The organism is Burkholderia sp. Bp8991 (assembly GCF_003853795.1).
Taxonomy (GTDB): Bacteria; Pseudomonadota; Gammaproteobacteria; order Burkholderiales; family Burkholderiaceae; genus Burkholderia.
The window spans coordinates 126,975-147,899 of record NZ_QTQJ01000005.1; the positions used below are offsets into that span (position 1 = coordinate 126,975).

A 20,925-nucleotide genomic window follows, 5' to 3' on the forward strand; every position below is an offset into this window, starting at 1 on the left:
CTTTACACTCTCCAGAGAATCTGCGCGGCGTAGCCCGCACATGCGAGCAGCCAGACGATGGTCAGCGATTGCAGCAGCAGGCGCACACCGACGGGCTTCACGTAGTCCATCCAGATGTCGCGCACGCCGACCCATGCGTGGTAGAAGAGGGAAAGCAGCGTCACGAAGGTCGCGAGCTTCATCCATTGCGCGGAGAAGATCGATGCCCAGCCTTCGTACGAGAAGTCATGCGCGCCGAAGAACAGGACGAGCAGAATGACCGTGTAGACCGCCATGATCGTGGCGGTGACGCGCTGCGCGAGCCAGTCGCGCAGGCCGTAGTGAGCGCCGACGACGAGGCGCTTCGAGCCGATTCGGTTATTGGCTGCCATTTTCTTAGAATGCTCCGAACAGTTTGAGTGCCATGGCGATCGTCAGCGCGATCGAGACGACAAAGACGACGACGGCCGTCCGCTTGCCGCCTTCCTTCGAGACGGCGTCGTGGTTGACGTCCATCAGCAGGTGGCGAATGCCGGCGCAGAAATGGTGGAGGAACGCCCAGGACAGCGCGAGGACGATCAGCTTGACGACGATGTTGGAGAGGAAAGCCTTGAAGACTTCGAAGCTGAGCTCGGAGGTGAGGCTCTGGTCGAAGAGGAACAGCAGGAACGGCAGGAACAGGAACAGCAGCGCGCCGCTGACTCGGTGGAGAATCGACAATATCGCCGCCAGCGGCATGCGATATTTCAAGGTGATGTCGCCGATTCCGATGTTCCGGTATTCCGGCCTCGGCTTTCTTACTGCGTCAGTCATGCTAGACCCCTACTATGTTGTCACACTAATCCGCGATTTTAGCGCCTTTTTATATCGCGCTGCAGCGAAAGTCTGCTCTGGATCATTACGCGAACGGGAATAAAGGCGGCCCGAAACGTGCTACGCGAAAACGGGAAACCCGCGTGCACGCTGCTTGTGCCGATCCGTCGTCAGCTCAAGTCATTCTGATAGTAATACCCGGTTGTGACATACCAGCCGCGCCGCACTTCCACCGGCCGGTCTCCGTATGTATAGGACACGCGCTCGACCGACAGCAACGGAAAACCCGCCGGCACGTGCAGCAGGTCGGCCACCGCCGGCTCCGCCGCCACCGCGCGGATCTTCTCCGTCGCGCGGATCATCCGCGTGCCGAATTCCGTCTCGAACATCGCGTAGAGCGGGCCCTTGTACTCGCTCAGCCGCTCGAACGTCAGCCCGCGGAACATCGCGCCCGGCAGCCAGATCTCGTCGAGCACCGTCACTTCGTTCTCGAATTCCAGCAGGCGACGCACCTGCACGACCGGATCGGCCGGCTTCAGGTCGAGCTGCCGCGCGATCTCGGCCGGCGCGCGCAGGCGCCGGCATTCGAGCAGGCGGCTCACGTGCGGATGCTCGGCGCCGTCGTCGGCCAGCAGCCGCAGGAAGCGGAACTGCGCGCGATCTTCATTGTGCGTCGCAACAAAAGTACCTTTGCCCTGCCGCCGGACCACGAGGTTTTCCGCGGCCAGTTCGTCGATCGCCTTGCGAACGGTGCCCTGGCTGACCTTGTAACGGGCAGCCAGCTCCACCTCGCTCGGGATGATCTCGCCCGGCTTCCATTCACCGGATTCGAGACTTTGCGTGATCAATGACTTGATCTGCTGGTATAACGGACTGAAGGTCGGCGACGGCGAAGCGGCAGGCGCAGGCGCCGGCACGGAATCGCCCGCGCCCGGCTGCCCTGGGCCGCCTGCGCCGGTCGGATTCGCGTTGTTCGCCTGGTTCGATGTCATGGCGCGCATTTCATCACAAACCGCGCTTTTCCGTCCACTCAAATTCCGCAAAACATCTGTCTTATATAAGACATATGATACCGTTTGACTTTGGGTCCATCGGCTCCTACACTCCGGGGCGAGCAAGGGTTCGCGGGTGCAAAATGCGTCCCCGGCTACGTGCCACGGCCGTCTCCAGGTTCACCGCGTCTGCCTTTCGCGAATCCTCCGCCCTGCTTCAATGCAACGCTACGCGTAACGCGCATAGAATGGCGTTTTGCCTAGCGTCCACCGCTTCACCCGTCCTGGAGATTTTCAATGGCTAAGCCCGCAAAGCGCGTTGCCGTCACCGGCGCCGCAGGTCAAATCGCTTACTCCCTGCTGTTCCGCATCGCGAACGGCGACCTGCTCGGCAAGGACCAGCCGGTCATCCTGCAACTGCTCGACCTCCCGCAAGCCCAAGCCGCCGTCAAAGGCGTCGTGATGGAACTCGACGATTGCGCGTTCCCGCTGCTCGCGGGCGTCGTGATCACCGACGATCCGAAGGTTGCATTCAAGGATGCAGACGTCGCGCTGCTGGTCGGTGCACGTCCGCGCTCGAAGGGCATGGAGCGCAAGGACCTGCTGTCGGCGAACGCCGAGATCTTCACGGTCCAGGGCGCTGCGCTGAACGAAGTCGCGAGCCGCGACGTGAAGGTGCTGGTCGTCGGCAACCCGGCGAACACCAACGCGTACATCGCGATGAAGTCGGCACCGGATCTGCCGAAGAAGAACTTCACGGCGATGCTGCGCCTCGACCACAACCGCGCGCTGTCGCAGCTCGCCGCCAAGTCGGGCAAGCCGGTCGCGTCGATCGAGAAGCTCGCCGTGTGGGGCAACCACTCGCCGACGATGTACCCCGACTTCCGCTTCGCGACCGTCGAAGGCGAGTCGCTGCTGAAGCTGATCAACGACGACGTGTGGAACCGCGACACGTTCATCCCGACCGTCGGCAAGCGCGGCGCGGCGATCATCGAAGCGCGCGGCCTGTCGTCGGCGGCGTCGGCAGCCAACGCGGCGATCGACCACGTGCGTGACTGGGTCCTCGGCACGAACGGCAAGTGGGTCACGATGGGCATCCCGTCGGACGGCTCGTACGGCATCCCCGAAGACATCATCTACGGTGTGCCGGTCACGTGCGAAAACGGTGAGTACAAGCGTGTCGAAGGCCTCGAAATCGACGCGTTCTCGCGCGAGAAGATGGACGGCACGCTGGCCGAGCTGCTCGAAGAGCGCGACGGCGTCGCCCACCTGCTGAAGAACTAAGCAGGCTGCATGGCCGGGCCGCCTGCGGGCGGCCCGGCCACGGCACGGGCGGCGGGGCTGCAACCGGCCCCGCCGCCCGATCCGATCCGGGCACGTTTTGCCGCTCCAGGCGCCCCGCGCGCCGGCCCAGAACGTGCCCGAATCCGATTTTCTCCACGTTGCCCGCTTCCTTGACGTAGAAGAGATGTCCGCGCTCACTCCTGCACAAGTGCTGTACGACGGGGCGTCCCCGCCCGCGATCCTGCCCTGCTGCGATCACTACGCGGGCAGCGAGAAGCTGATGCGCAAGTCGCTCGCGCTCCAGGCCGAACTCGGCCCCGTGTTCGACATCACGCTCGACTGCGAGGACGGCGCGGCCGTCGGCCAGGAAGCCGCGCACGCGCAGCTCGTCGCCGAACTCCTCGGCGGCGCCGAGAACCGCTTCGGGCGGGTCGGCGTCCGCATCCACGACTTTTCCCATCCGCACTGGCGCGACGACGTGCGCATCGTGCTGCGCGCCGCGCGCGCGCCGGCCTACGTCACGCTGCCGAAGATCGCGAGCGCCGCCGACGCGGCCGAGATGGTCGCGTTCATCGAAGGCACGCGCCGCGAGCTCGGCCTCGCGCAGCCGATTCCGGTGGATGTGCTGGTCGAGACGCACGGCGCGCTCGCCCAGGCGGCCGCCCTCGCCGCGCTGCCGCTGGTCGGCACGCTGAGCTTCGGGCTGATGGACTTCGTGTCCGCGCATCACGGCGCGATTCCCGATGCGGCGATGCGCTCGCCCGGCCAGTTCGACCACCCGCTCGTGCGCCGCGCGAAGCTGGAAATCGCCGCCGCCTGCCATGCGCACGGCAAGACGCCGTCGCACAACGTGACGACGGAAGTGCGCGACATGGCCGTCGTCGCCGGCGACGCACGCCGCGCGCGCGACGAGTTCGCGTTCACGCGGATGTGGAGCATCCATCCCGCGCAGATCCGCCCGATCGTCGACGCGTTCGCGCCGCGCACCGATGAAGTCGCGCTAGCCGCCGACATCCTGCTGGCAGCGCAGGCCGCCGACTGGGGCCCGACGCGCCACGGCGATACACTGCACGATCGCGCGAGCTACCGCTATTACTGGTCGGTGCTGCGCCGCGCACGGGCGACCGGCCAGCCGGTGCCGGCCGAGGCCGCGCCGCTGTTCGGCCCGGCCGCCGGAGACGCGCGGTGAGCGCGCGCCGACACACGAATTTCATCGAATCACCGGGGCGCGAACCCGAGACGGGTTGGCGAAACGACAAAAAACGTAACGGAGCCCGAAAACCTGATATGAGCGCGGCCAAATAGGTGAAAATAGCGGCCGCTGCGCGCTTCCGGGGCGCGTGCAGTTTCAAACCGGCCGGCGGTGTCAGCTGCCGGCCCTTGTCAACTGATTATCGAAAGGTTCTGACTCCATGAAGAAACTCCTGATCGCTACCGCCATCGGCGCCTTGTCCGCCACGATGCTGGTGTCGGCTCCGAGCGCGTTCGCCCAGGATACGGCGACGACTGCGAAGAAGACGGCCAAGCGCCCGGCGCCGGCCAAGCGCATCGTTCCGCGCAGCAAGAAGGCACAGGCGCGTGCCGCGGCCAAGGTCGATCCGGTACCGGACGGCGCGGCCAAGTGGTCGTGCAAGGACGGCCTGTCGTTCGACCTCGCCGGCGACATGAAGCGTGACCAGGTCGTCACGGTTCACTGGGCGAAGAAGAACTACAAGCTGCCGCGTCAGGCCACGACGACGGGCGCCGACACGTTCTATGATCCGGCAGCAGGCTTCAAGCTGGTCGTGATCCCGAGCAAGGCGATGCTGTTCAGCGACGCGAACGGCGGCGAGCGTCTCGCCGACGAATGCGTGACGCCGGAAATGGCGCAAGGCACGCCGGCTCCGACGCAATCGAACGAGCTGAAGCCGGCAACGAACTAAGCGCGCTCTCCCGAGCTCCTCGATGTCCGCCTCGGTCTCCAACGTCCGCCCCGCTCCGGATACGGTACTCGTCGATATCGTCGACTACGTGCTGAACACCGGCATCGACAGCGCGCTCGCGCTGGAGACGGCGCGTCATTGCCTGATCGACACGCTCGGATGCGGACTCGAGGCGCTGTCCTACCCGGCCTGCACCAAGCTGCTCGGCCCCGTCGTGCCGGGCACGATCGTGCCGAACGGCGCGAAGGTGCCCGGCACGTCCTTCCAGCTCGATCCCGTCCACGCTGCTTTCGACCTCGGCGCGATGATCCGCTGGCTGGACTTCAACGACACCTGGCTCGCCGCCGAATGGGGTCATCCGTCCGACAACCTCGGCGGGATCCTGGCGACGGCCGACTGGCTGTCCCGCACGGCCGTCGCGGCCGGCAGGAAGCCGCTTGCGATGCGCGACGTGCTCGTCGCGATGATCCAGGCCCACGAGATCCAGGGCTGCCTCGCACTCGAGAATTCATTCAACGCAGTCGGGCTCGACCACGTGCTGCTCGTGAAAGTGGCGTCGACGGCCGTCGTCGGCCGCCTGCTCGGGCTCACGCGCGACGAGCTGATCAACGCGGTATCCAACGCATTCGTCGACGGCCACGCGCTGCGCACCTACCGCCACGCGCCGAACACCGGTTCGCGCAAGTCGTGGGCGGCCGGCGACGCGACGTCCCGCGCGGTGCGCCTCGCGCTGATCGCGAAAACGGGTGAAATGGGCTACCCGTCGGCGCTCACCGCGAAAACCTGGGGCTTCTACGACGTGCTGTTCGACGGCAAGCCGTTCCGCTTCCAGCGCCCGTACGGAACGTACGTGATGGAAAACGTGCTGTTCAAGATCGCGTTTCCCGCCGAATTCCATGCGCAGACGGCCGCCGAGGCCGCGCTGCAGCTGCACGCGCAGCTCGCCGCGGCGGGCCGCACGACCGACGAAATCAGCCGGATCACGATCCGCACGCACGCGGCCGCGATCCGCATCATCGACAAGCAGGGCCCGCTCGCCAATCCGGCCGATCGCGACCACTGCATCCAGTACATGGTCGCCGTGCCGCTGCTGTTCGGCCGGCTGACCGCGGCCGATTACGAAGACGCGGTCGCCGCCGATCCGCGCATCGACGCGCTGCGCGCGAAAACCGTGTGCGTCGAGGATCCGCAGTTCACGAAGGATTACCATGACCCGGCCAAGCGGTCGATCGCGAATGCGCTGACGATCGAATTCGCGGACGGGTCGACGCTTGCCGAAGTAGCGGTCGAATACCCGATCGGCCATCAGCGACGCCGTGCGGACGGCATCCCGCTCCTGGTCGAGAAGTTCCGGACCAACCTCGCCCGCCGTTTCCCGGCAAAGCAGCAACAAGCGATTCTCGACGTGTCGCTGGACCAGGCAAAGCTCGAAGCGATGCCGGTCGATGAGTACGTCGACTTGTATGTGATATAGCCGTCATCTACAGGACTCTTTGTTTCCTAGCCTTAAACCCAGGAAAATCACCATGGCCCACAATCTCCACAAGACCCTCAAGGAATTCGACAGCGGTTCCGGCAAAGGCAAGTTCTACTCGCTGCCGCAGCTCGGCAAGGAACTGAAGACGAAGATCGAGCGCCTCCCGGTGTCGATCCGTATCGTGCTCGAGTCCGTGCTGCGCAACTACGACGGCAAGAAGATCACCGAAGAACACATCGAGCAGCTCGCGAACTGGCAGCCGACCGCGAAGCGCGTCGACGAGATTCCGTTCGTGGTGTCGCGCGTCGTGCTGCAGGACTTCACGGGCGTGCCGCTGCTCGCCGACATCGCGGCCATGCGCGGCGTCGCGGAGCGTTCGGGCAAGAATCCGAAGAAGATCGAGCCGCTGGTCCCGGTCGATCTCGTCGTCGACCACTCGGTGCAGATCGACTACTTCCGCCAGAAGGACGCGCTCGACCTGAACATGAAGCTGGAATTCCAGCGCAACAACGAGCGCTACCAGTTCATGAAGTGGGGCATGCAGGCGTTCGACACGTTCAAGGTCGTGCCGCCGGGCGTCGGCATCGTCCACCAGGTGAACCTCGAATATCTCGCGCGCGGCGTCCACAAGAAGACGGACGGCGGCGACACCGTGTACTACCCGGATACCCTCGTCGGCACGGACAGCCACACGACGATGATCAACGGCATCGGCGTGGTCGGCTGGGGCGTGGGCGGCATCGAGGCCGAAGCCGGCATGCTCGGCCAGCCGGTGTACTTCCTGACGCCGGACGTCGTCGGCGTCGAGCTGAAGGGCAAGCTGCGCGAAGGCGTGACGGCCACCGACCTGGTGCTGACGATCACCGAAATGCTGCGCAAGGAAAAGGTCGTCGGCAAGTTCGTCGAATTCTTCGGCGAAGGCACGAAGTCGCTGTCGCTGCCGGACCGCGCAACGATCGGCAACATGGCGCCGGAATACGGCGCGACGATGGGCTTCTTCCCGGTCGACGAAAAGACCATCGAATACTTCGAAGGCACGGGCCGCACGAAGGCGGAAATCGCCGCGTTCGAGAACTACTTCAAGGCCCAGAAGCTGTTCGGCATTCCGAAGGCGGGCGACATCGACTACACGAAGACGGTCACGCTGGATCTCGCCACGGTCGCCCCGTCGCTGGCCGGCCCGAAGCGCCCGCAGGACCGCATCGAGATCGGCAACGTCAAGTCGACGTTCACCGAGCTGTTCTCGAAGCCGGTCGCGGAAAACGGCTTCGCGAAGAAGGCGGACGACCTGAACGCGCAGTACACGACGAGCAACGGCGTCGACGTGAAGAACGGCGACGTGCTGATCGCCGCGATCACGTCGTGCACGAACACGTCGAACCCGAGTGTGCTGCTGGCTGCCGGCCTGCTCGCGAAGAAGGCCGTCGAAGCCGGCCTGACCGTCGCGCCGCACATCAAGACCTCGCTCGCGCCGGGATCGCGCATCGTCACCGAATACCTGACGAAGACGGGCCTGCTGCCCTACCTCGCGAAGCTCGGCTTCGAAGTCGCCGCCTACGGCTGCACGACCTGTATCGGCAACGCGGGCGACCTGACGCCGGAACTGAACGAAGCGATCACGAAGAACGACATCGTCGCGGCAGCCGTGCTGTCGGGCAACCGTAACTTCGAGGCGCGCATCCACCCGAACATCCGCGCGAACTTCCTCGCGTCGCCGCCGCTGGTCGTCGCCTACGCGATCGCCGGCAACATCACGCGCGACCTGATGACCGAGCCGGTCGGCAAGGGCAAGGACGGCTACGACATCTACCTCGGCGACATCTGGCCGACGAGCGAGGAAATCCACGCGCTGCTCAAGTTCGCGCTCGACCCGAAGAAGTTCGAGGACAACTACTCGAAGCTGACCAAGAAGGGCGACCTCTGGAGCAAGATCGAGGGCGAGACGGGCCAGGTCTACGACTGGCCGAAGTCGACCTACATCGCGGAGCCGCCGTTCTTCGGCAACGACTTCTCGATGGAGCCGGCCGATTCGATCCCGACGGTCAAGGGCGCGCGCGCGCTGGGCATCTTCGGTGACTCGGTCACGACCGACCACATCAGCCCGGCAGGCTCGATCAAGGAAGATTCGCCGGCAGGCAAGTGGCTGAAGGAGAACGGCGTGCAGAAGGCCGACTTCAACAGCTACGGTTCGCGCCGCGGCAACCACGACGTGATGATGCGCGGCACGTTCGCGAACGTCCGGATCAAGAACCTGATGATCCCGGCGAAGGCGGACGGCACGCGCGTCGAAGGCGGCCTGACGATTCACCAGCCGAGCGGCGAACAGCTGTCGATCTACGATGCGGCGATGAAGTACGTCGACGCCGACACGCCGACCGTCGTGTTCGCGGGCGAAGAGTACGGCACGGGCTCGTCGCGCGACTGGGCCGCGAAGGGCACGCAGCTGCTCGGCGTGAAGGCCGTGATCGCACGCAGCTTCGAGCGGATCCACCGCTCGAACCTGGTCGGCATGGGCGTGCTGCCGCTGCAGTTCAAGGGCGCGGACAGCATCCAATCGCTCGGCATCACCGGCGAAGAGACCTACGACATCGAAGGCCTCGGCGACGACTTCAAGCCGCAGCAGGACGTCACGCTCGTGATTCACCGCAAGAACGGCGAAACGACCCGCGTGCCGGTGCTGCTGCGCATCGATACGCCGATCGAAGTCGACTACTACAAGCACGGCGGTATCCTGCCGTTCGTGCTGCGCTCGCTGCTCGCAGCGTAAGCGCGCGGCTTTTGCAGGTGCCGCAGCCGCCTCGCGGCGGTTGCGGCCGATTTGGAAGCCCGACCTCGTGTCGGGCTTTTTTTTACCTGCGGGGCGGTGTACCGGCGCGCCGCCGCGTCATGCGGCCTTGTCGGCGCGTGTCCTGCCGCCTGCGGCCGGCCGCGCATTCTTCTTCAGGTGCGCGCGGTTGTAGTCGATCGCCGCGCGAACGAGACGCTTCAGCGCCCGTTTGTCGAGCTTGTCGCCTTCGAGGAAATCGATCGCACGCCGCGCATTGCCTTCAAGGCCCGCATTGAACAGCCCGTCGGGATCGGACAGGTGCGCGCCATGCATGAACGTGAGCTTCACCTTGCCCTTGTGCGCGTTCGCGACCGCGATCATCCCGTCGCACGACCATACCGGGCTGCCCATCCATTTCCATTCCTCGACGATGTCCGCTTCGGCGTCGAGGATTGTCTGGCGGAGATCGGCGAACGTCTTGCCGCGCCAGTCGGCAATACCGGCGATCAGCGCGTCGATGCGTTCCGACGGGCTCGGGTCCGATGCCGCGCTCATGAGCGGGCCTCCGTGCCTTCGTCAGGACGGGCCAGCACCTGTTCGAGCGACTCGAAGAACCGCGCCCACCCGTGCTGCGCACCGCGGTACGCCTGCTCCTGATCCGCGCGGAAACCGGCCTGCTCCATCCGCAACAGCGTGCCGACCGGCGTCGGCGTGAGCGTCCAGGTGACGACGCTTTCCAGGCCGTACGCGGCCCACGTGTAGGACAGCACGCGCTGCGGCTCGATCGTCAGCAACGTGCAGTCGACCGAACCCCAGTCCGCGCGGAAGCTGAACGCGCGGCCCGCGACGGGCTCGAAATCGCTCTGCATCAGCCATGCCTCGATCAGATGCGGTTGCGTGAGCGCACGCCAGACCTTCTCCGGCGGATGCGACAGTTCCCGTTCGACGACGACGGTGCGTGTTTCAGTGGTGGCCTGGTTCATGACTGATCCATCCTCTTGAGCAGATCTTCGAGCGCGTCGAACCGGTTCTGCCAGAAGCCTGCCATCTGGCTGGTCCAGTCGATCAACGGAGTCAGCGCTTGCGGCTGTGCGCTGTAGTGCGTCTGCCGGCCTTCGTGACGGTCGCTCACGAGCCCGGCCTGCTTCAGTACCCCCAGATGCTTCGATACCGCCGGCTGCGTCACGCCTGCGTGCGCCGTCAGCGCGGCAACCGTCAGCTCGCCCTCCTCGCACAGCCGCTCGAAGAGCGCGCGGCGGGTCGGATCGGCAAGCGTCCTGAACAGCATGTCGGGAACGTTTTGCATGGCTTGATTCATAACCCGATAGTTATGGATTCAAGAATATCCCCGGATCGACGCACGTCAAGGAGCGATTTCGCAGGAAGCATCAGGCGATCCTGCAGCGGGGCCGTTCGCCGGAACGGACGGAATGGCGGCGAATCGGCTTGCGAAGAACATCACGCGCGCGTCGAGGCAGCGCCACCGTCCGATTCGAGCGTTTCTTCTAATCTGCTCGCCGGACGCTCCAACCGAAAGCACGCTGCAAGACTCGCCACTACGTCGTTCCACAGTTCGGGAAACGCGCGCGATCGACGGGTTCCGTTTTTATGCATTCGCGCATTCGTACGTCGTCGCGCCGGCCGCGCGGCAACGCCTGACCACATATTGCAACGCGCAATGCGTTCACGCGCGATCGAAAGCGCCGCTCACACACGGTCCTTCGCTCTGCAATCGCGCGCAATCCACTGCCGAAACGAACGAGTCGTGCGCGCAATCGCCAGCGACCGATGCGCGGTCGCGTGGCGAACCGGTTCCCTTTGCCGCGGGCCGCTGCCGCATGCATGAACGACGCATCGCCGGCACGCGAGCACGCCGATGTCAGAACTGACAGCTATGGAAACTGGCAGCTACCTGAACGGCACCGACGCCCTACGCTCGTCACCGCTCGCGGCCCCACAAGGGCCGGGGCTTCCAGCAACGTCGTCTCTCCTAAAAAGGACTCCCGATGAAAAGGAACGCCTGGTTTGCCCTTCCCCTTCCGTCGCCGCGCCGCCTCGCGTGCGCGTGGCCGCTCGTGCTCGCCGCCGGCGCGGCACATGCGGCGACGGACTGGGTCGACACCCACACGAAGGCCTTTCTGACCGGCCCGCAATTGATGGCGCGCAGCGCCGCACCGTCGCTCGAACTCGCGGCCGGCGAAACGGCCGACATCGTCGTCAGCCTGAAGCTGCGCAACGCGGCGCAGCTCAAGCAGCTCGCGCACGACGTGAACCGGCCCGGCAACGCGCATTACCGCCAGTACCTGACGCACGAACAGTTCCTCGCCAGCTACGCGCCGACCGACGCGCAAGTGAAATCGGTCGTCGACTATCTGCGCAAGAGCGGCTTCGTGAACATCGAGGTCGCGCCGAACCGGCTGCTGGTGTCCGCGCGCGGCACGGCCGGCACGGTGAAGACCGCGTTCAACACGTCGCTCGTGCACTTCGAGTACGCGGGCCGCTCGGGCTTCGCGAACGCGTCGGCCGCGCAGGTGCCGCGCGCGCTCGGCGACGTCGTCGGCTCGGTGCTCGGGCTGCAGAACGTCGCGCGCGCACGGCCGATGCTGCGCATCGGCAACGTCGCGAAGCCGCAGGCGCTCGCGGCCGGCACGGCCACCGGCCACTATCCGAAGGAATTCCCGGGCCTCTACAACGCGACCGGCGTGCCGACCGCGGCCGGCGTGAGCGTCGGCATCATCACGATCGGCGGCGTATCGCAGACGCTGCAGGACCTGAAGCAGTTCACGTCGAGCAACGGCTACGGCACGGTCGCGACCCAGACCGTGAAGACCAACGGCACCGGCACGACCGGCAGCTACAGCGACGACCAGGACGGCCAGGGCGAATGGGATCTCGACAGCCAGTCGATCGTCGGTTCGGCCGGCGGCCAGGTCGGCAAGCTCGTGTTCTACATGGCTGACCTGAACGCCGCCGGCAACACGGGGCTCACGCAGGCGTTCAACCGCGCGGTGTCGGACAACACCGCGAAGGTGATCAACGTGTCGCTCGGCTGGTGCGAGACCGACGCGAACGCGGACGGCACGATCGACGCCGAAGAGCAGATCTTCACGACGGCTGCCGCGCAGGGTCAGACGTTCTCGGTGTCGTCGGGCGACGAAGGCGTGTACGAGTGCAACAACCGCGGCTATCCGGACGGCGCGAACTACACGGTGTCGTGGCCGGCCGCGTCGCCGCACGTGCTCGCGATCGGCGGCACGACGCTGTACACCACGTCGGCGGGTGCGTTCTCGAACGAAACGGTGTGGAACGAAGGCCTCGACGGCAACGGCAAGCTGTGGGCGACGGGCGGCGGCGTCAGCACGGTGCTGCCGGCGCCGGCGTGGCAATCGGGCAGCAATCGTCAGTTGCCCGACGTATCGTTCGATGCCGCGCAAAGCACGGGCGCGTACATCTACAACTACGGCCAGTTGCAGCAGATCGGCGGCACGAGCCTCGCCGCGCCGATCTTCACCGGCTTCTGGGCGCGTCTGCTCGCGGCGAACGGCACGGGTATCGGTTTCCCGGCTGCGAAGTTCTATGCGGACATCCCGTCGAATCCGTCGCTCGTGCGCTATGACGTCGTGTCAGGGAACAACGGCTATCAGGGGTATGGCTACAGAGCAGGCACCGGCTGGGATCTGACGACCGGCTTCGGCAGCCTGAACATCGCGAACCTCAATAAGCTGATCCAGACGGGCGGCTTCTGAGCCCGACGCGACGGCCGGCGCGCGGCGGTCGTTCGCCGCGCACCGGCCGGGAAAGATTCGGGCAGCGGGCGGGCGCGGAGCCCTACTCCGTCGCCCGCTCGTTCGTCGCTGTCGTCGCTGTCGTCGCTGTCGTCGCTGTCGTCGCTGTCGTCGCTGTCGTCGCTGTCGTCGCTGTCGTCGCGACCGACGCGACCGGCGCGCCGGCCCGGTGCGATGGCGCGAAGAGCCGCAGCCCGCTCGCCACGCTCGCCGCCCCGGCAAAACCCGCCCCGAGCATCAGCGCGAGCGTCGGCCCGTGACGCCCCGCGATCCCGAACGACAGCGCGACGAGCGCCGCGCCGGTCGCCTGCCCGATCAGCCGCGCGGTCGCGATGATCCCGCTCGCACCGCCGCTGCGCTCGGGCGGCGCGCTCGACATCAGCGCCTTCAGGTTCGGCGACTGGAAGAAGCCGAAGCCCGCGCCGCACAGCATCATCCGCCAGCCGATGTCGACGACGCTCGGCGCTGCCGGCAACGCGGCGAGCGACACCATCCCCGCGCTCAGCAGCGCGAGCCCGATCGCACCGAGCAATCCGGGCGGATAACGGTCGGACAAGCGGCCCGCGATCGGCGCGGCGAGCGCGACGATCGCCGACCACGGCGTCATCAGGAATCCGGTCTCGACCGCGTCGCGATGCAGGACGGTTTCGAAGTAGAACGGCAGCGACACGAACGCGAGCCCCTGCGCGGCAAACGCGCACACGGCCGTCAGCGCGGACAGCGTGAACACGGGTCGGCGAAACAGGTCGACCGGGAGCATCGGCGCCGGGTGCCCGGCCTGGCGGCGGATCAGCAGCCAGCCGAACGCGAGCGCGACCGCGGCGGCCGCGAACACGACGGACAGCGGCCCGCGCTGCGCGAACTCTCCGAGCGCGAAGATCAGCGACGCGAACGTGATCACGTTGAACAGCGCGGCGAGCGGATCGAATGCGTGCTTGCCCCGCGCCGTCTGCGGCAGCGACGGAATCGCCACGGCAAGCGCGAGCACGCCGAGCGGCACGTTCACCGCGAACAGCCACGGCCACGCGGCCAGCGACAGGATCAGCGACGCGATCGTCGGCCCCACCGCGAACGACACGCCGACGACGAGCGCGTTGAAGCCGACGCCGCGCCCGAGCCGGTGCGCGGGAAACAGGTTGCGGATCAGCGCGACGTTCACGCTCATGATCGCGCTCGCGCCGAAGCCCTGCACGATCCGCGCCGCCGTCAGCTGCGGCAGCGTCGCCGCGAGGGAGCAGCCGAGCGACGCGAGCGTGAACACCGCGAGGCCGCCGACATACACGCGCTTGTGGCCGACGATGTCGCCGAGCGACGCGAGCGGCAGCAGCGTCGCGACCATCGCGAGCTGGTACGCGTTGATGATCCACACCGACGCGGCCGGAGACGCGTGCAGGTCGGCGGCGATCGCAGGCAGCGCGGTGTTCGCGATCGCGGTGTCGAGCGTCGCGAGCGCGACGGCCAGCAGCACGGCGGACATCGCGCGCCAGTTGACGGCCGGCTCCCGGGTGCCGGCGGGGGATGCGAATTCGGACAAGATGAGGCTCGGCTGACTGACGAGCGACGCGCGGCGTCGCGGATTGAGCGGCGCGGCAACGGGCGCTCCGTGCGTGCGACGGCAACGGAACGCGCGGCACCACGAGCCGTATTGTTGCAGAGCCGCATCGAACGTGCAGGCAACCGCTTCGTCAGTCAGCGAAACGAAAGCTTCGCCGCGCCGGGTCAGGCGCGCGGCTTCGTCGAGAACGCAACGATCGCCGGCCCGGCAGCCGGCTCAACGTCACGCATCCGGCCGCCGTTACGACACCGCGCGCCGCGCGTTGCGGCCGCGCAGCCATTCGAGCGCGAGCAGCAGGCTCGTCGAGAAGATGATCAGGATCGTCGCGAGCGCGGCGATCGTCGGGCTGATGTTCTCGCGAATGCCGGTGAACATCTGGCGCGGCAGCGTCGTCTGGTCCGCGCCCGCGAGGAACAGCGTGACGACGACTTCGTCGAACGACGTCGCGAACGCGAACAGCGCGCCCGACATCACGCCCGGCGCGATCACCGGCAGCGTCACGCGGAAGAACGTCGTGACGGGGTTCGCGCCGAGCGACAGGCTCGCGCGCACCAGGTTCTGGTTGAAGCCCTGCAGCGTCGCGGCCACGGTCGTCACGACGAACGGCACGCCGAGCGCCGCGTGCGCGGCGATCAGGCCGGTGTAGGTGTTCGCGAGCCCGAGCGGCGCGAAGAACAGGTACATGCCGACGCCGACCACGACGACCGGCACGATCATCGGCGACAGCAGCACGGCCATCAGCAGCCCCTTGCCGCGGAAGTCCGCCTTCGTGAGGCCGATCGCGGCGAGCGTGCCGAGCACGGTCGCGACGACGGTCGCCGACGGCGCGACGATGAAGCTGTTCTTCGCGGCCATCCGCCACTCGTCGGATGCGATCAGGTTCTCATACCAGCGCGTCGAGAAGCCCGGAATCGGATAGACGAGGAACGTGCTCGACGAAAACGACAGCGGCACGATCGCGAGCACCGGCAGGATCAGGTACAGCAGCGTCAGCACGACGAGCACGCGCAATGCGACGTACCACGCGCGCTCGGCGAACGACATGTGCGGCGCGAACAGCGGCCTGGCGAGTTTCATGGTCGGCTTCCCCTTCCCGTTTTCCTGTCCCCGGCGCTCAGCCGAGGCTCACGTTGGTGCGCGTGAAGCGCCCGTACACCGCATACAGCACCAGCGTCGCCGCGAGCAGCAGCCCGCCGAGCGCGCACGCCATGCCCCAGTTGATCGTCACGTTGGTGAAGTACGCGACGTAGTAGCTGACCATCTGGTCGTTCGGCCCGCCGAGCAGCGCGGGCGTGATGTAGTAGCCGATCGCGAGGATGAACACGAGCAGCGCGCCCGCGCCGACGCCCGGATAGGTCTGCGGCACGTACACGCGCCAGAACGCGGCGAACGGATGGCTGCCGAGCGACACGGCCGCGCGCTGGTAGGTCGGCGGGATCGACTTCATCACGCTGTACAGCGGCAGGATCATGAACGGCAGCAGGATGTGCGTCATCGAGATGTACACGCCGACGCGATTGAACAGCAGCGTCAGCGGATGCGAGATCAGCCCGGCGCCGATCAGCGCGGTGTTGATCAGCCCCTCGCTCTGCAGCAGCACGATCCATGCGGCGACGCGCACCAGCACCGAGGTCCAGAATGGAATCAGCACGAGGATCATCACGAGGTTCGCGCGGCGCTCGGACAGCGTCGAGATCCAGTACGCGAGCGGATAACCGAGCAGCAGCGCGAACAGCGTGACCGCGACGCCGATCACGAACGTGCGGCCGAAGATCGCCAGATAGATCGACTGGTCCGGATCGGCCCGCACGATCTGGCCGAAGCCGTCCTGCTTGTGGTCGAGCGCGGCGAGCAGGTAGAACGGCGACACCTGGCTGCCGTTCTTCGCGATCGCCTGCCAGTACGCGGGCTCGCCCCAGCGCGAATCGAGGTCGATCAGCTTCGCGCGGGTCTGCGCGGGTGTCAGCGCCGCGGTGCCCGCGCCCTCCTCGCCCTTCAGCGGCATCGCGCGCGCCGTCTTCGCGACGAGCGAGCGGTAGCCGGGAATCTCGGTGTTCAGGCGCCGCGCGAGCGCGCCCATCGCCTCGCTGTCGGCGACCTTCGTCATGTCGGCCGCCAGTGCGGCATACGCGGCATCGGCCGGCGGTGTCTTGCGGTCCCAGCCCGACAGCGCGGCCACCGTGTTCGGCAGCGCGGTCGCGATCTCCGGGTTCTGCACCGCGCGCGTGAGCAGCGTGCCGATCGGCACGACGAAGATGAGCAGCAGGAAGATCGCGAGCGGCGCGATCAGCAGCAACGCCATCGTGCGCTTGCGGGCCTCGGCGGCCTTCAGCTCGCGCTTGAGCGCGGCTGTCGACGGCGAGGAAGGAGCGATCGTCATCGTGTTCAACGGTTCTCTCCGGCCGGGCTCGATCCGGCGGAATGCCGCGCGACGCGTTCGACGCGCCGCGCGGCAGGTTGCATCAGGACACCTGAGTAGCGGTTACTTCGTCGCCCACGCGGCGAAGCGCTGCTCGAGCTCGTCGCTGTGGTCGGTCCAGAAGCCGATGTCCTCCAGCACCGCGTTCTTGCCGTTGGCCGGCGAGTTCGGCAGGTTCGCGAGCGTCTTCGCGTCGAGCGACTTGATCGCCGCGACGTTCGCGGGGCCGTACGCGATGTGATGCGCATACTCTTGCTGCGGCTTCGGCGTCAGCGTGTACGCGATGTACTGTTCGGCCAGCGCCTTGTTCGGGGAGCCCTTCGGAATCGCCCAGTAGTCGAGGTCGTAGATGCTGCCGTTCCACACGACCTTCAGGTTCTTGCCTTCCTTCTGCGCGGCGTCGATGCGGCCGTTGTACGCGGTCGACATCACGACGTCGCCGGCCACGAGGAACTGCGGCGGCTGCGCGCCCGCTTCCCACCACTGGATGTACGGCTTCAGTTCGTCGAGCTTCTTGAACGCGCGATCCTGGCCGGCCTTCGTGCCGAGCACCTTGTATACGTCCTTCGTCGAGACGCCGTCGGCCATCAGCGCGAACTCGAGGTTGTAGCGCGCGCCCTTGCGCATCCCGCGTTTGCCGGGGAATTTCTTCACGTTCCAGAAATCGGCCCAGCCGGTCGGCGCGGTCTTCAGCTTGTCGGCGTTGTACGACAGCGCGGTCGACCACACGAAGAAACCGACGCCGCACACCTGCGGCGATTCCGGAATCAGGTCGGACTTCTTCGCGATCTTCGACCAGTCGAGCTTCTCGTACAGCCCTTCGTCGCAGCCGCGGTTCAGGTCGCCCGACTCGACTTCGACCACGTCCCAGTTGACGTGCTTCGCCTCGACCATCGCCTTCACTTTCGCCTGCTCGCCGTTGTACTCGACGGCCGTGACCTTGTTGCCGGTCGCCTTCTCGAACGGCTGGTTGAATGCGGCCTTCTGTGCGTCGCCGTTCGCGCCGCCGAAGTTGACGACCGTGAGTTCGGCCGCCGTGGCCGATGCGCCGACGACGGCGAGCGCCAGTGCGAGCGCGGTGCGACGCGCGGTAGTGCTTGCTCCGTTCATGATGGTTCCTCTCCTCTCGTGGTGGAAGTGGGCAGTTGTTGTTGACGACGTGCAGCGATAAAGCGGGAAAACCCTGTGTCAGGCGAACACGCGCAGGTGCTCGGGCGCGAATGCGAGCGATACCGGCGCGCCGGGCGAGAACGCGTCGAGCGCGCCCGTGCCGAGCGGCACCTTCACGAAGCATTCGTCCTGGCCCGGCAGCGCGCAGCGCATGCGCACGTGATCGCCGAAATAGATGAGGCTGCGCGCCTCGCCGGTGACGCGGTTGGCGGTGCTGCCGTTCATGTGCCCGTTCGCGAGACTCATGCGTTCGGGGCGGATGCACGCGACGGCCGGCGCGCCTTCGGCCGCGTCGCCGATGCGGCGCCCGACGAGCTGCGTACCGTCGTCCAGCCGGAATTCGCAGAATTCGCCGTCGACGCGCGCGATGGTGCCGCGCAGCCGGTTGCTGTCGCCGATGAAGTTCGCGACGAATTCGTTGCACGGCGATTCGTACAGGCGGTCGACGGTATCGAGCTGCTGCACGATGCCCTTGTCGAACACGGCGACGCGATCGGACATCGTCAGCGCCTCGCCCTGGTCGTGCGTCACGTACACGAAGGTCACGCCGAGCTTCTCGTGCAGCGCCTTCAGTTCGTACTGCATGTGTTCGCGCAACTGCTTGTCGAGCGCGCCGAGCGGCTCGTCCATCAGCACCAGCTTCGGCTCGAACACGAGGGCACGCGCGAGCGCGATGCGCTGCTGCTGGCCGCCCGACAACTGCGCCGGATAGCGCTTCGCGAAACGCTCCATCTGCACCATCTTCAGCGCATGCGCGACGCGCTCCGCGCGCTCGGCGGCCGCGAGCTTGCGCACCGTCAGCGGATACGCGACGTTCTGCTCGACCGTCAGGTGCGGAAACAGCGCGTAGTTCTGGAACACCATGCCGATGTTGCGCTTGTGCGGCGGCACGGTATTCAGCAGTTCCCCGTCGAGGCGGATCTCGCCGCCCGTCGGGAACTCGAAGCCCGCCAGCATCATCAGGCAGGTGGTCTTGCCCGAGCCGGACGGCCCGAGCAGCGTCAGGAATTCCCCTCGGTGGATATCGAGGTCGAGCGATTTGACGACCAGCGTCTCGCCGTCGTAGGTCTTCCGCACGCCGCGAAAGCTGACGATCACATCATCGGACTTCATCGTGGCTGTCCCCTTGCTGCGCGACAAACGTTTTTGAGATGCGAGCCACTATAAGGCGCGCACGGTTCTATACTAGGGAACCATTTCAATATTCCTAGTAGGACCACTTTGGATACCGTGATCCTGGGCGACTGGCTCTCGGCCCGTCTCGACCGCGGCTCGTCCGAGCCGATGTACCGCCAACTGCTGCAACTGATGCAGCAGGCCATTCTCACCGGGGAATTAGGGCCAGGCACAAAGCTGCCGAGTTCGCGCACGCTCGCGGCAGACCTGTCGATCGCGCGCAATACCGTGCTGCACGTGTACGACCAGCTGACGGCCGAAGGCTATGTGCTGACGACGACCGGCAGCGGAACCTACGTGGCCGACACGCGGCCGGACGCGGCCGCGATCCGCGTGCCGGGCGCCGCCGCACCGGCGCCGTCCGATGCCGATGCGGCGCTGCAGCAGGACGCACAAGGCGGCCTGTCGATGCGCGGCCGGCAGCTGATCGAGCACGCGGGCGTGTCGCGGCGCCAGTGGGGCGCGTTCATGCCGGGCGTGCCGGACGTGTCGGAATTCCCGAGCCGCACCTGGAGCCGCCTGCAGGCGCGCCTGTGGAAGGAAGCGAATCCCGAATTGCTGACCTATGCGCCGGGCGGCGGCTACCGGCCGCTGCGCCGCGCGCTCGCCGACTACCTGCGCGTCGCGCGCTCGGTCAAATGCACGCCGGACCAGGTGATCATCACGACCGGCATCCACCAGTCGATCGATCTCGCGGTGCGGCTGCTGTCCGATATCGGCGATCGCGCGTGGGTCGAGGAGCCGTGCTACTGGGGCGTGCGCAGCGTGCTGCAGGCGACCGGCCTCGCGCTCACGCCGGTGCCGGTCGACCAGGAAGGCCTCGATCCGAGCGCGGGCGACATGCAGCATCCGCCGCGGCTCGTGCTCGTCACGCCGTCGCATCAGTATCCGCTCGGGATGGTGATGAGCCTCGCGCGCCGCCGGATGCTGCTCGAGTACGCACGCCAGCACCGCTGCTGGATCATCGAGGACGACTACGACAGCGAATTCCGCTATGGCAGCCGCCCGCTCGCGTCGCTGCAGGGGCTCGACGACGGCGGCCGCGTGATCTACGTCGGCAGCCTCGGCAAGATGCTGTTCCCGGGCCTGCGGATGGGCTACATGGTCGTGCCGGAGCATCTGGTCGACACGTTCCGCACCGGGCTGTCGGAGCTGTATCGCGAGGGCCAGCTGATGCAGCAGGCCGTGCTGGCCGAGTTCATCATGGACGGGCACCTGACTTCGCACGTCAGGCGGATGCGCACGCTGTACGGCGAGCGCCGGCAGTTGCTGATCGATGCGATCCATGCGCGCTTCGGCGACGCGCTGCCCGTGATGGGCGACGAGGCGGGACTCCATCTGGTGCTCGGCCTGCCCGACACGTGCGACGATCGCGCGGTCACGCAAAGCGCATTCGACGCGGGCGTGATCGTGCGCCCGCTGACCAGCTACTACAGCAGCCTGGACACTGCGCGGCGCGGGCTGCTGCTCGGCTACGCGTGCGTCGCGCACGAACGCATCGGCCCCGCGTTCGGCACGCTCGCGGCCACCATCGAACAGCATCTGCCGCGGCGCTTCACGCGCGCGGCATGAGCGCGTGCGCGATT

The 20,925-nt window shown here is 66.7% G+C and carries 18 protein-coding genes; 7 read left to right on the forward strand and 11 right to left on the reverse strand.

The features are described 5' to 3' along the window. Window positions 1–2 precede the first annotated feature (2 nt). The 3 genes from sdhD to DIE02_RS07820 all read right to left on the reverse strand — a co-directional run bounded on the left by sdhD (window position 3) and on the right by DIE02_RS07820 (window position 1,793). Window positions 3–371: a succinate dehydrogenase, hydrophobic membrane anchor protein gene (gene sdhD, locus DIE02_RS07810; RefSeq protein ID WP_006399546.1), complete on the reverse strand. Its 369-nt coding sequence runs from the start codon at window positions 369–371 to the stop codon at window positions 3–5. A gap of 4 nt (window positions 372–375) precedes the next feature. Then, on the reverse strand, window positions 376–792 hold the full coding sequence (gene sdhC, locus DIE02_RS07815; RefSeq protein WP_012365678.1) for a succinate dehydrogenase, cytochrome b556 subunit: 417 nt from the start codon (window positions 790–792) through the stop codon (window positions 376–378). A gap of 170 nt (window positions 793–962) precedes the next feature. Then, complete coding sequence (locus DIE02_RS07820; protein ID WP_082088449.1) at window positions 963–1,793, reverse strand: GntR family transcriptional regulator; 831 nt, start codon at window positions 1,791–1,793, stop codon at window positions 963–965. A 288-nt stretch (window positions 1,794–2,081) separates the two neighbouring features. Between DIE02_RS07820 and DIE02_RS07825 the strand changes: the two genes are divergently transcribed. The 5 genes from DIE02_RS07825 (at window position 2,082) to acnA (ending at window position 9,234) form a co-directional block, all read left to right on the forward strand. Further along, complete coding sequence (locus tag DIE02_RS07825; protein ID WP_044843799.1) at window positions 2,082–3,068, forward strand: malate dehydrogenase; 987 nt, start codon at window positions 2,082–2,084, stop codon at window positions 3,066–3,068. A gap of 184 nt (window positions 3,069–3,252) precedes the next feature. Then, entirely contained in the window at window positions 3,253–4,257 is a 1,005-nt protein-coding gene (locus DIE02_RS07830) for a CoA ester lyase (RefSeq protein WP_124486401.1), read from the forward strand. Between the two features lie 223 nt (window positions 4,258–4,480). Further along, on the forward strand, window positions 4,481–4,990 hold the full coding sequence (locus DIE02_RS07835; protein ID WP_044845313.1) for a hypothetical protein: 510 nt from the start codon (window positions 4,481–4,483) through the stop codon (window positions 4,988–4,990). 22 nt (window positions 4,991–5,012) lie between these two features. Beyond that, complete coding sequence (locus tag DIE02_RS07840; RefSeq protein WP_124486402.1) at window positions 5,013–6,464, forward strand: bifunctional 2-methylcitrate dehydratase/aconitate hydratase; 1,452 nt, start codon at window positions 5,013–5,015, stop codon at window positions 6,462–6,464. A 52-nt stretch (window positions 6,465–6,516) separates the two neighbouring features. Then, window positions 6,517–9,234, forward strand: coding sequence for an aconitate hydratase AcnA (gene acnA / locus DIE02_RS07845; RefSeq protein WP_044845311.1), 2,718 nt, complete (start codon window positions 6,517–6,519; stop codon window positions 9,232–9,234). Window positions 9,235–9,351: 117 nt separating this feature from the next. Here acnA and DIE02_RS07850 read toward each other — a convergent pair whose 3' ends face one another. Genes DIE02_RS07850 through DIE02_RS07860 form a run of 3 tightly spaced genes read right to left on the reverse strand, consistent with a single transcriptional unit; the run spans window position 9,352 to window position 10,540 of the window. After that, window positions 9,352–9,789, reverse strand: coding sequence for a DUF1801 domain-containing protein (locus DIE02_RS07850; protein ID WP_124486403.1), 438 nt, complete (start codon window positions 9,787–9,789; stop codon window positions 9,352–9,354). Next, on the reverse strand, window positions 9,786–10,217 hold the full coding sequence (locus tag DIE02_RS07855) for an SRPBCC domain-containing protein (protein WP_124486404.1): 432 nt from the start codon (window positions 10,215–10,217) through the stop codon (window positions 9,786–9,788). Before DIE02_RS07855 ends, DIE02_RS07850 begins: the two co-directional genes overlap by 4 nt. Further along, complete coding sequence (locus DIE02_RS07860; protein ID WP_044845308.1) at window positions 10,214–10,540, reverse strand: helix-turn-helix transcriptional regulator; 327 nt, start codon at window positions 10,538–10,540, stop codon at window positions 10,214–10,216. The genes DIE02_RS07855 and DIE02_RS07860 overlap by 4 nt, the downstream gene beginning before the upstream one ends. A 700-nt stretch (window positions 10,541–11,240) precedes the next feature. Between DIE02_RS07860 and DIE02_RS07870 the strand changes: the two genes are divergently transcribed. Then, the gene (locus DIE02_RS07870) at window positions 11,241–12,980 is read left to right on the forward strand and encodes a protease pro-enzyme activation domain-containing protein (protein WP_124486405.1); all 1,740 of its coding nucleotides are present in this window, start codon (window positions 11,241–11,243) and stop codon (window positions 12,978–12,980) included. A gap of 82 nt (window positions 12,981–13,062) precedes the next feature. Here the strand turns inward: DIE02_RS07870 and DIE02_RS07875 are convergent, their stop codons facing one another. From DIE02_RS07875 to DIE02_RS07895, 5 genes are all read right to left on the reverse strand, one after another. Further along, the gene (locus DIE02_RS07875; RefSeq protein ID WP_260427255.1) at window positions 13,063–14,553 is read right to left on the reverse strand and encodes an MFS transporter; all 1,491 of its coding nucleotides are present in this window, start codon (window positions 14,551–14,553) and stop codon (window positions 13,063–13,065) included. A gap of 261 nt (window positions 14,554–14,814) precedes the next feature. Beyond that, entirely contained in the window at window positions 14,815–15,651 is an 837-nt protein-coding gene (locus DIE02_RS07880; RefSeq protein WP_044845306.1) for an ABC transporter permease, read from the reverse strand. Window positions 15,652–15,688: 37 nt separating this feature from the next. Further along, window positions 15,689–16,963, reverse strand: a complete 1,275-nt coding sequence (locus DIE02_RS07885; RefSeq protein ID WP_044845305.1) for an ABC transporter permease — start codon at window positions 16,961–16,963, stop codon at window positions 15,689–15,691. 93 nt (window positions 16,964–17,056) lie between these two features. After that, a complete protein-coding gene (locus DIE02_RS07890; protein ID WP_044845304.1) occupies window positions 17,057–18,103 on the reverse strand; it encodes an ABC transporter substrate-binding protein in 1,047 nt (348 codons plus the stop codon). Between the two features lie 78 nt (window positions 18,104–18,181). Next, window positions 18,182–19,276, reverse strand: coding sequence for an ABC transporter ATP-binding protein (locus DIE02_RS07895; RefSeq protein WP_044845303.1), 1,095 nt, complete (start codon window positions 19,274–19,276; stop codon window positions 18,182–18,184). Between the two features lie 108 nt (window positions 19,277–19,384). Between DIE02_RS07895 and DIE02_RS07900 the strand changes: the two genes are divergently transcribed. Beyond that, a complete protein-coding gene (locus DIE02_RS07900) occupies window positions 19,385–20,911 on the forward strand; it encodes a PLP-dependent aminotransferase family protein (RefSeq protein WP_124486406.1) in 1,527 nt (508 codons plus the stop codon). Window positions 20,912–20,925: the final 14 nt, after the last annotated feature.

Excerpts from the sequence above, each read along its gene's own strand:
- DIE02_RS07855 (WP_124486404.1), bottom strand. The coding sequence starts at position 10,217 with ATGAACCAGGCCACCACTGAAACACGCACCGTCGTCGTCGAACGGGAA.
- sdhD (WP_006399546.1), bottom strand. The coding sequence starts at position 371 with ATGGCAGCCAATAACCGAATCGGCTCGAAGCGCCTCGTCGTCGGCGCT.
- DIE02_RS07850 (WP_124486403.1), bottom strand. The coding sequence starts at position 9,789 with ATGAGCGCGGCATCGGACCCGAGCCCGTCGGAACGCATCGACGCGCTG.
- DIE02_RS07830 (WP_124486401.1), top strand. The coding sequence starts at position 3,253 with ATGTCCGCGCTCACTCCTGCACAAGTGCTGTACGACGGGGCGTCCCCG.
- DIE02_RS07840 (WP_124486402.1), top strand. The coding sequence starts at position 5,013 with ATGTCCGCCTCGGTCTCCAACGTCCGCCCCGCTCCGGATACGGTACTC.
- DIE02_RS07835 (WP_044845313.1), top strand. The coding sequence starts at position 4,481 with ATGAAGAAACTCCTGATCGCTACCGCCATCGGCGCCTTGTCCGCCACG.
- sdhC (WP_012365678.1), bottom strand. The coding sequence starts at position 792 with ATGACTGACGCAGTAAGAAAGCCGAGGCCGGAATACCGGAACATCGGA.
- DIE02_RS07860 (WP_044845308.1), bottom strand. The coding sequence starts at position 10,540 with ATGCAAAACGTTCCCGACATGCTGTTCAGGACGCTTGCCGATCCGACC.
- DIE02_RS07870 (WP_124486405.1), top strand. The coding sequence starts at position 11,241 with ATGAAAAGGAACGCCTGGTTTGCCCTTCCCCTTCCGTCGCCGCGCCGC.
- DIE02_RS07880 (WP_044845306.1), bottom strand. The coding sequence starts at position 15,651 with ATGAAACTCGCCAGGCCGCTGTTCGCGCCGCACATGTCGTTCGCCGAG.
- DIE02_RS07895 (WP_044845303.1), bottom strand. The coding sequence starts at position 19,276 with ATGAAGTCCGATGATGTGATCGTCAGCTTTCGCGGCGTGCGGAAGACC.
- DIE02_RS07825 (WP_044843799.1), top strand. The coding sequence starts at position 2,082 with ATGGCTAAGCCCGCAAAGCGCGTTGCCGTCACCGGCGCCGCAGGTCAA.
- DIE02_RS07890 (WP_044845304.1), bottom strand. The coding sequence starts at position 18,103 with ATGAACGGAGCAAGCACTACCGCGCGTCGCACCGCGCTCGCACTGGCG.
- DIE02_RS07820 (WP_082088449.1), bottom strand. The coding sequence starts at position 1,793 with ATGCGCGCCATGACATCGAACCAGGCGAACAACGCGAATCCGACCGGC.
- acnA (WP_044845311.1), top strand. The coding sequence starts at position 6,517 with ATGGCCCACAATCTCCACAAGACCCTCAAGGAATTCGACAGCGGTTCC.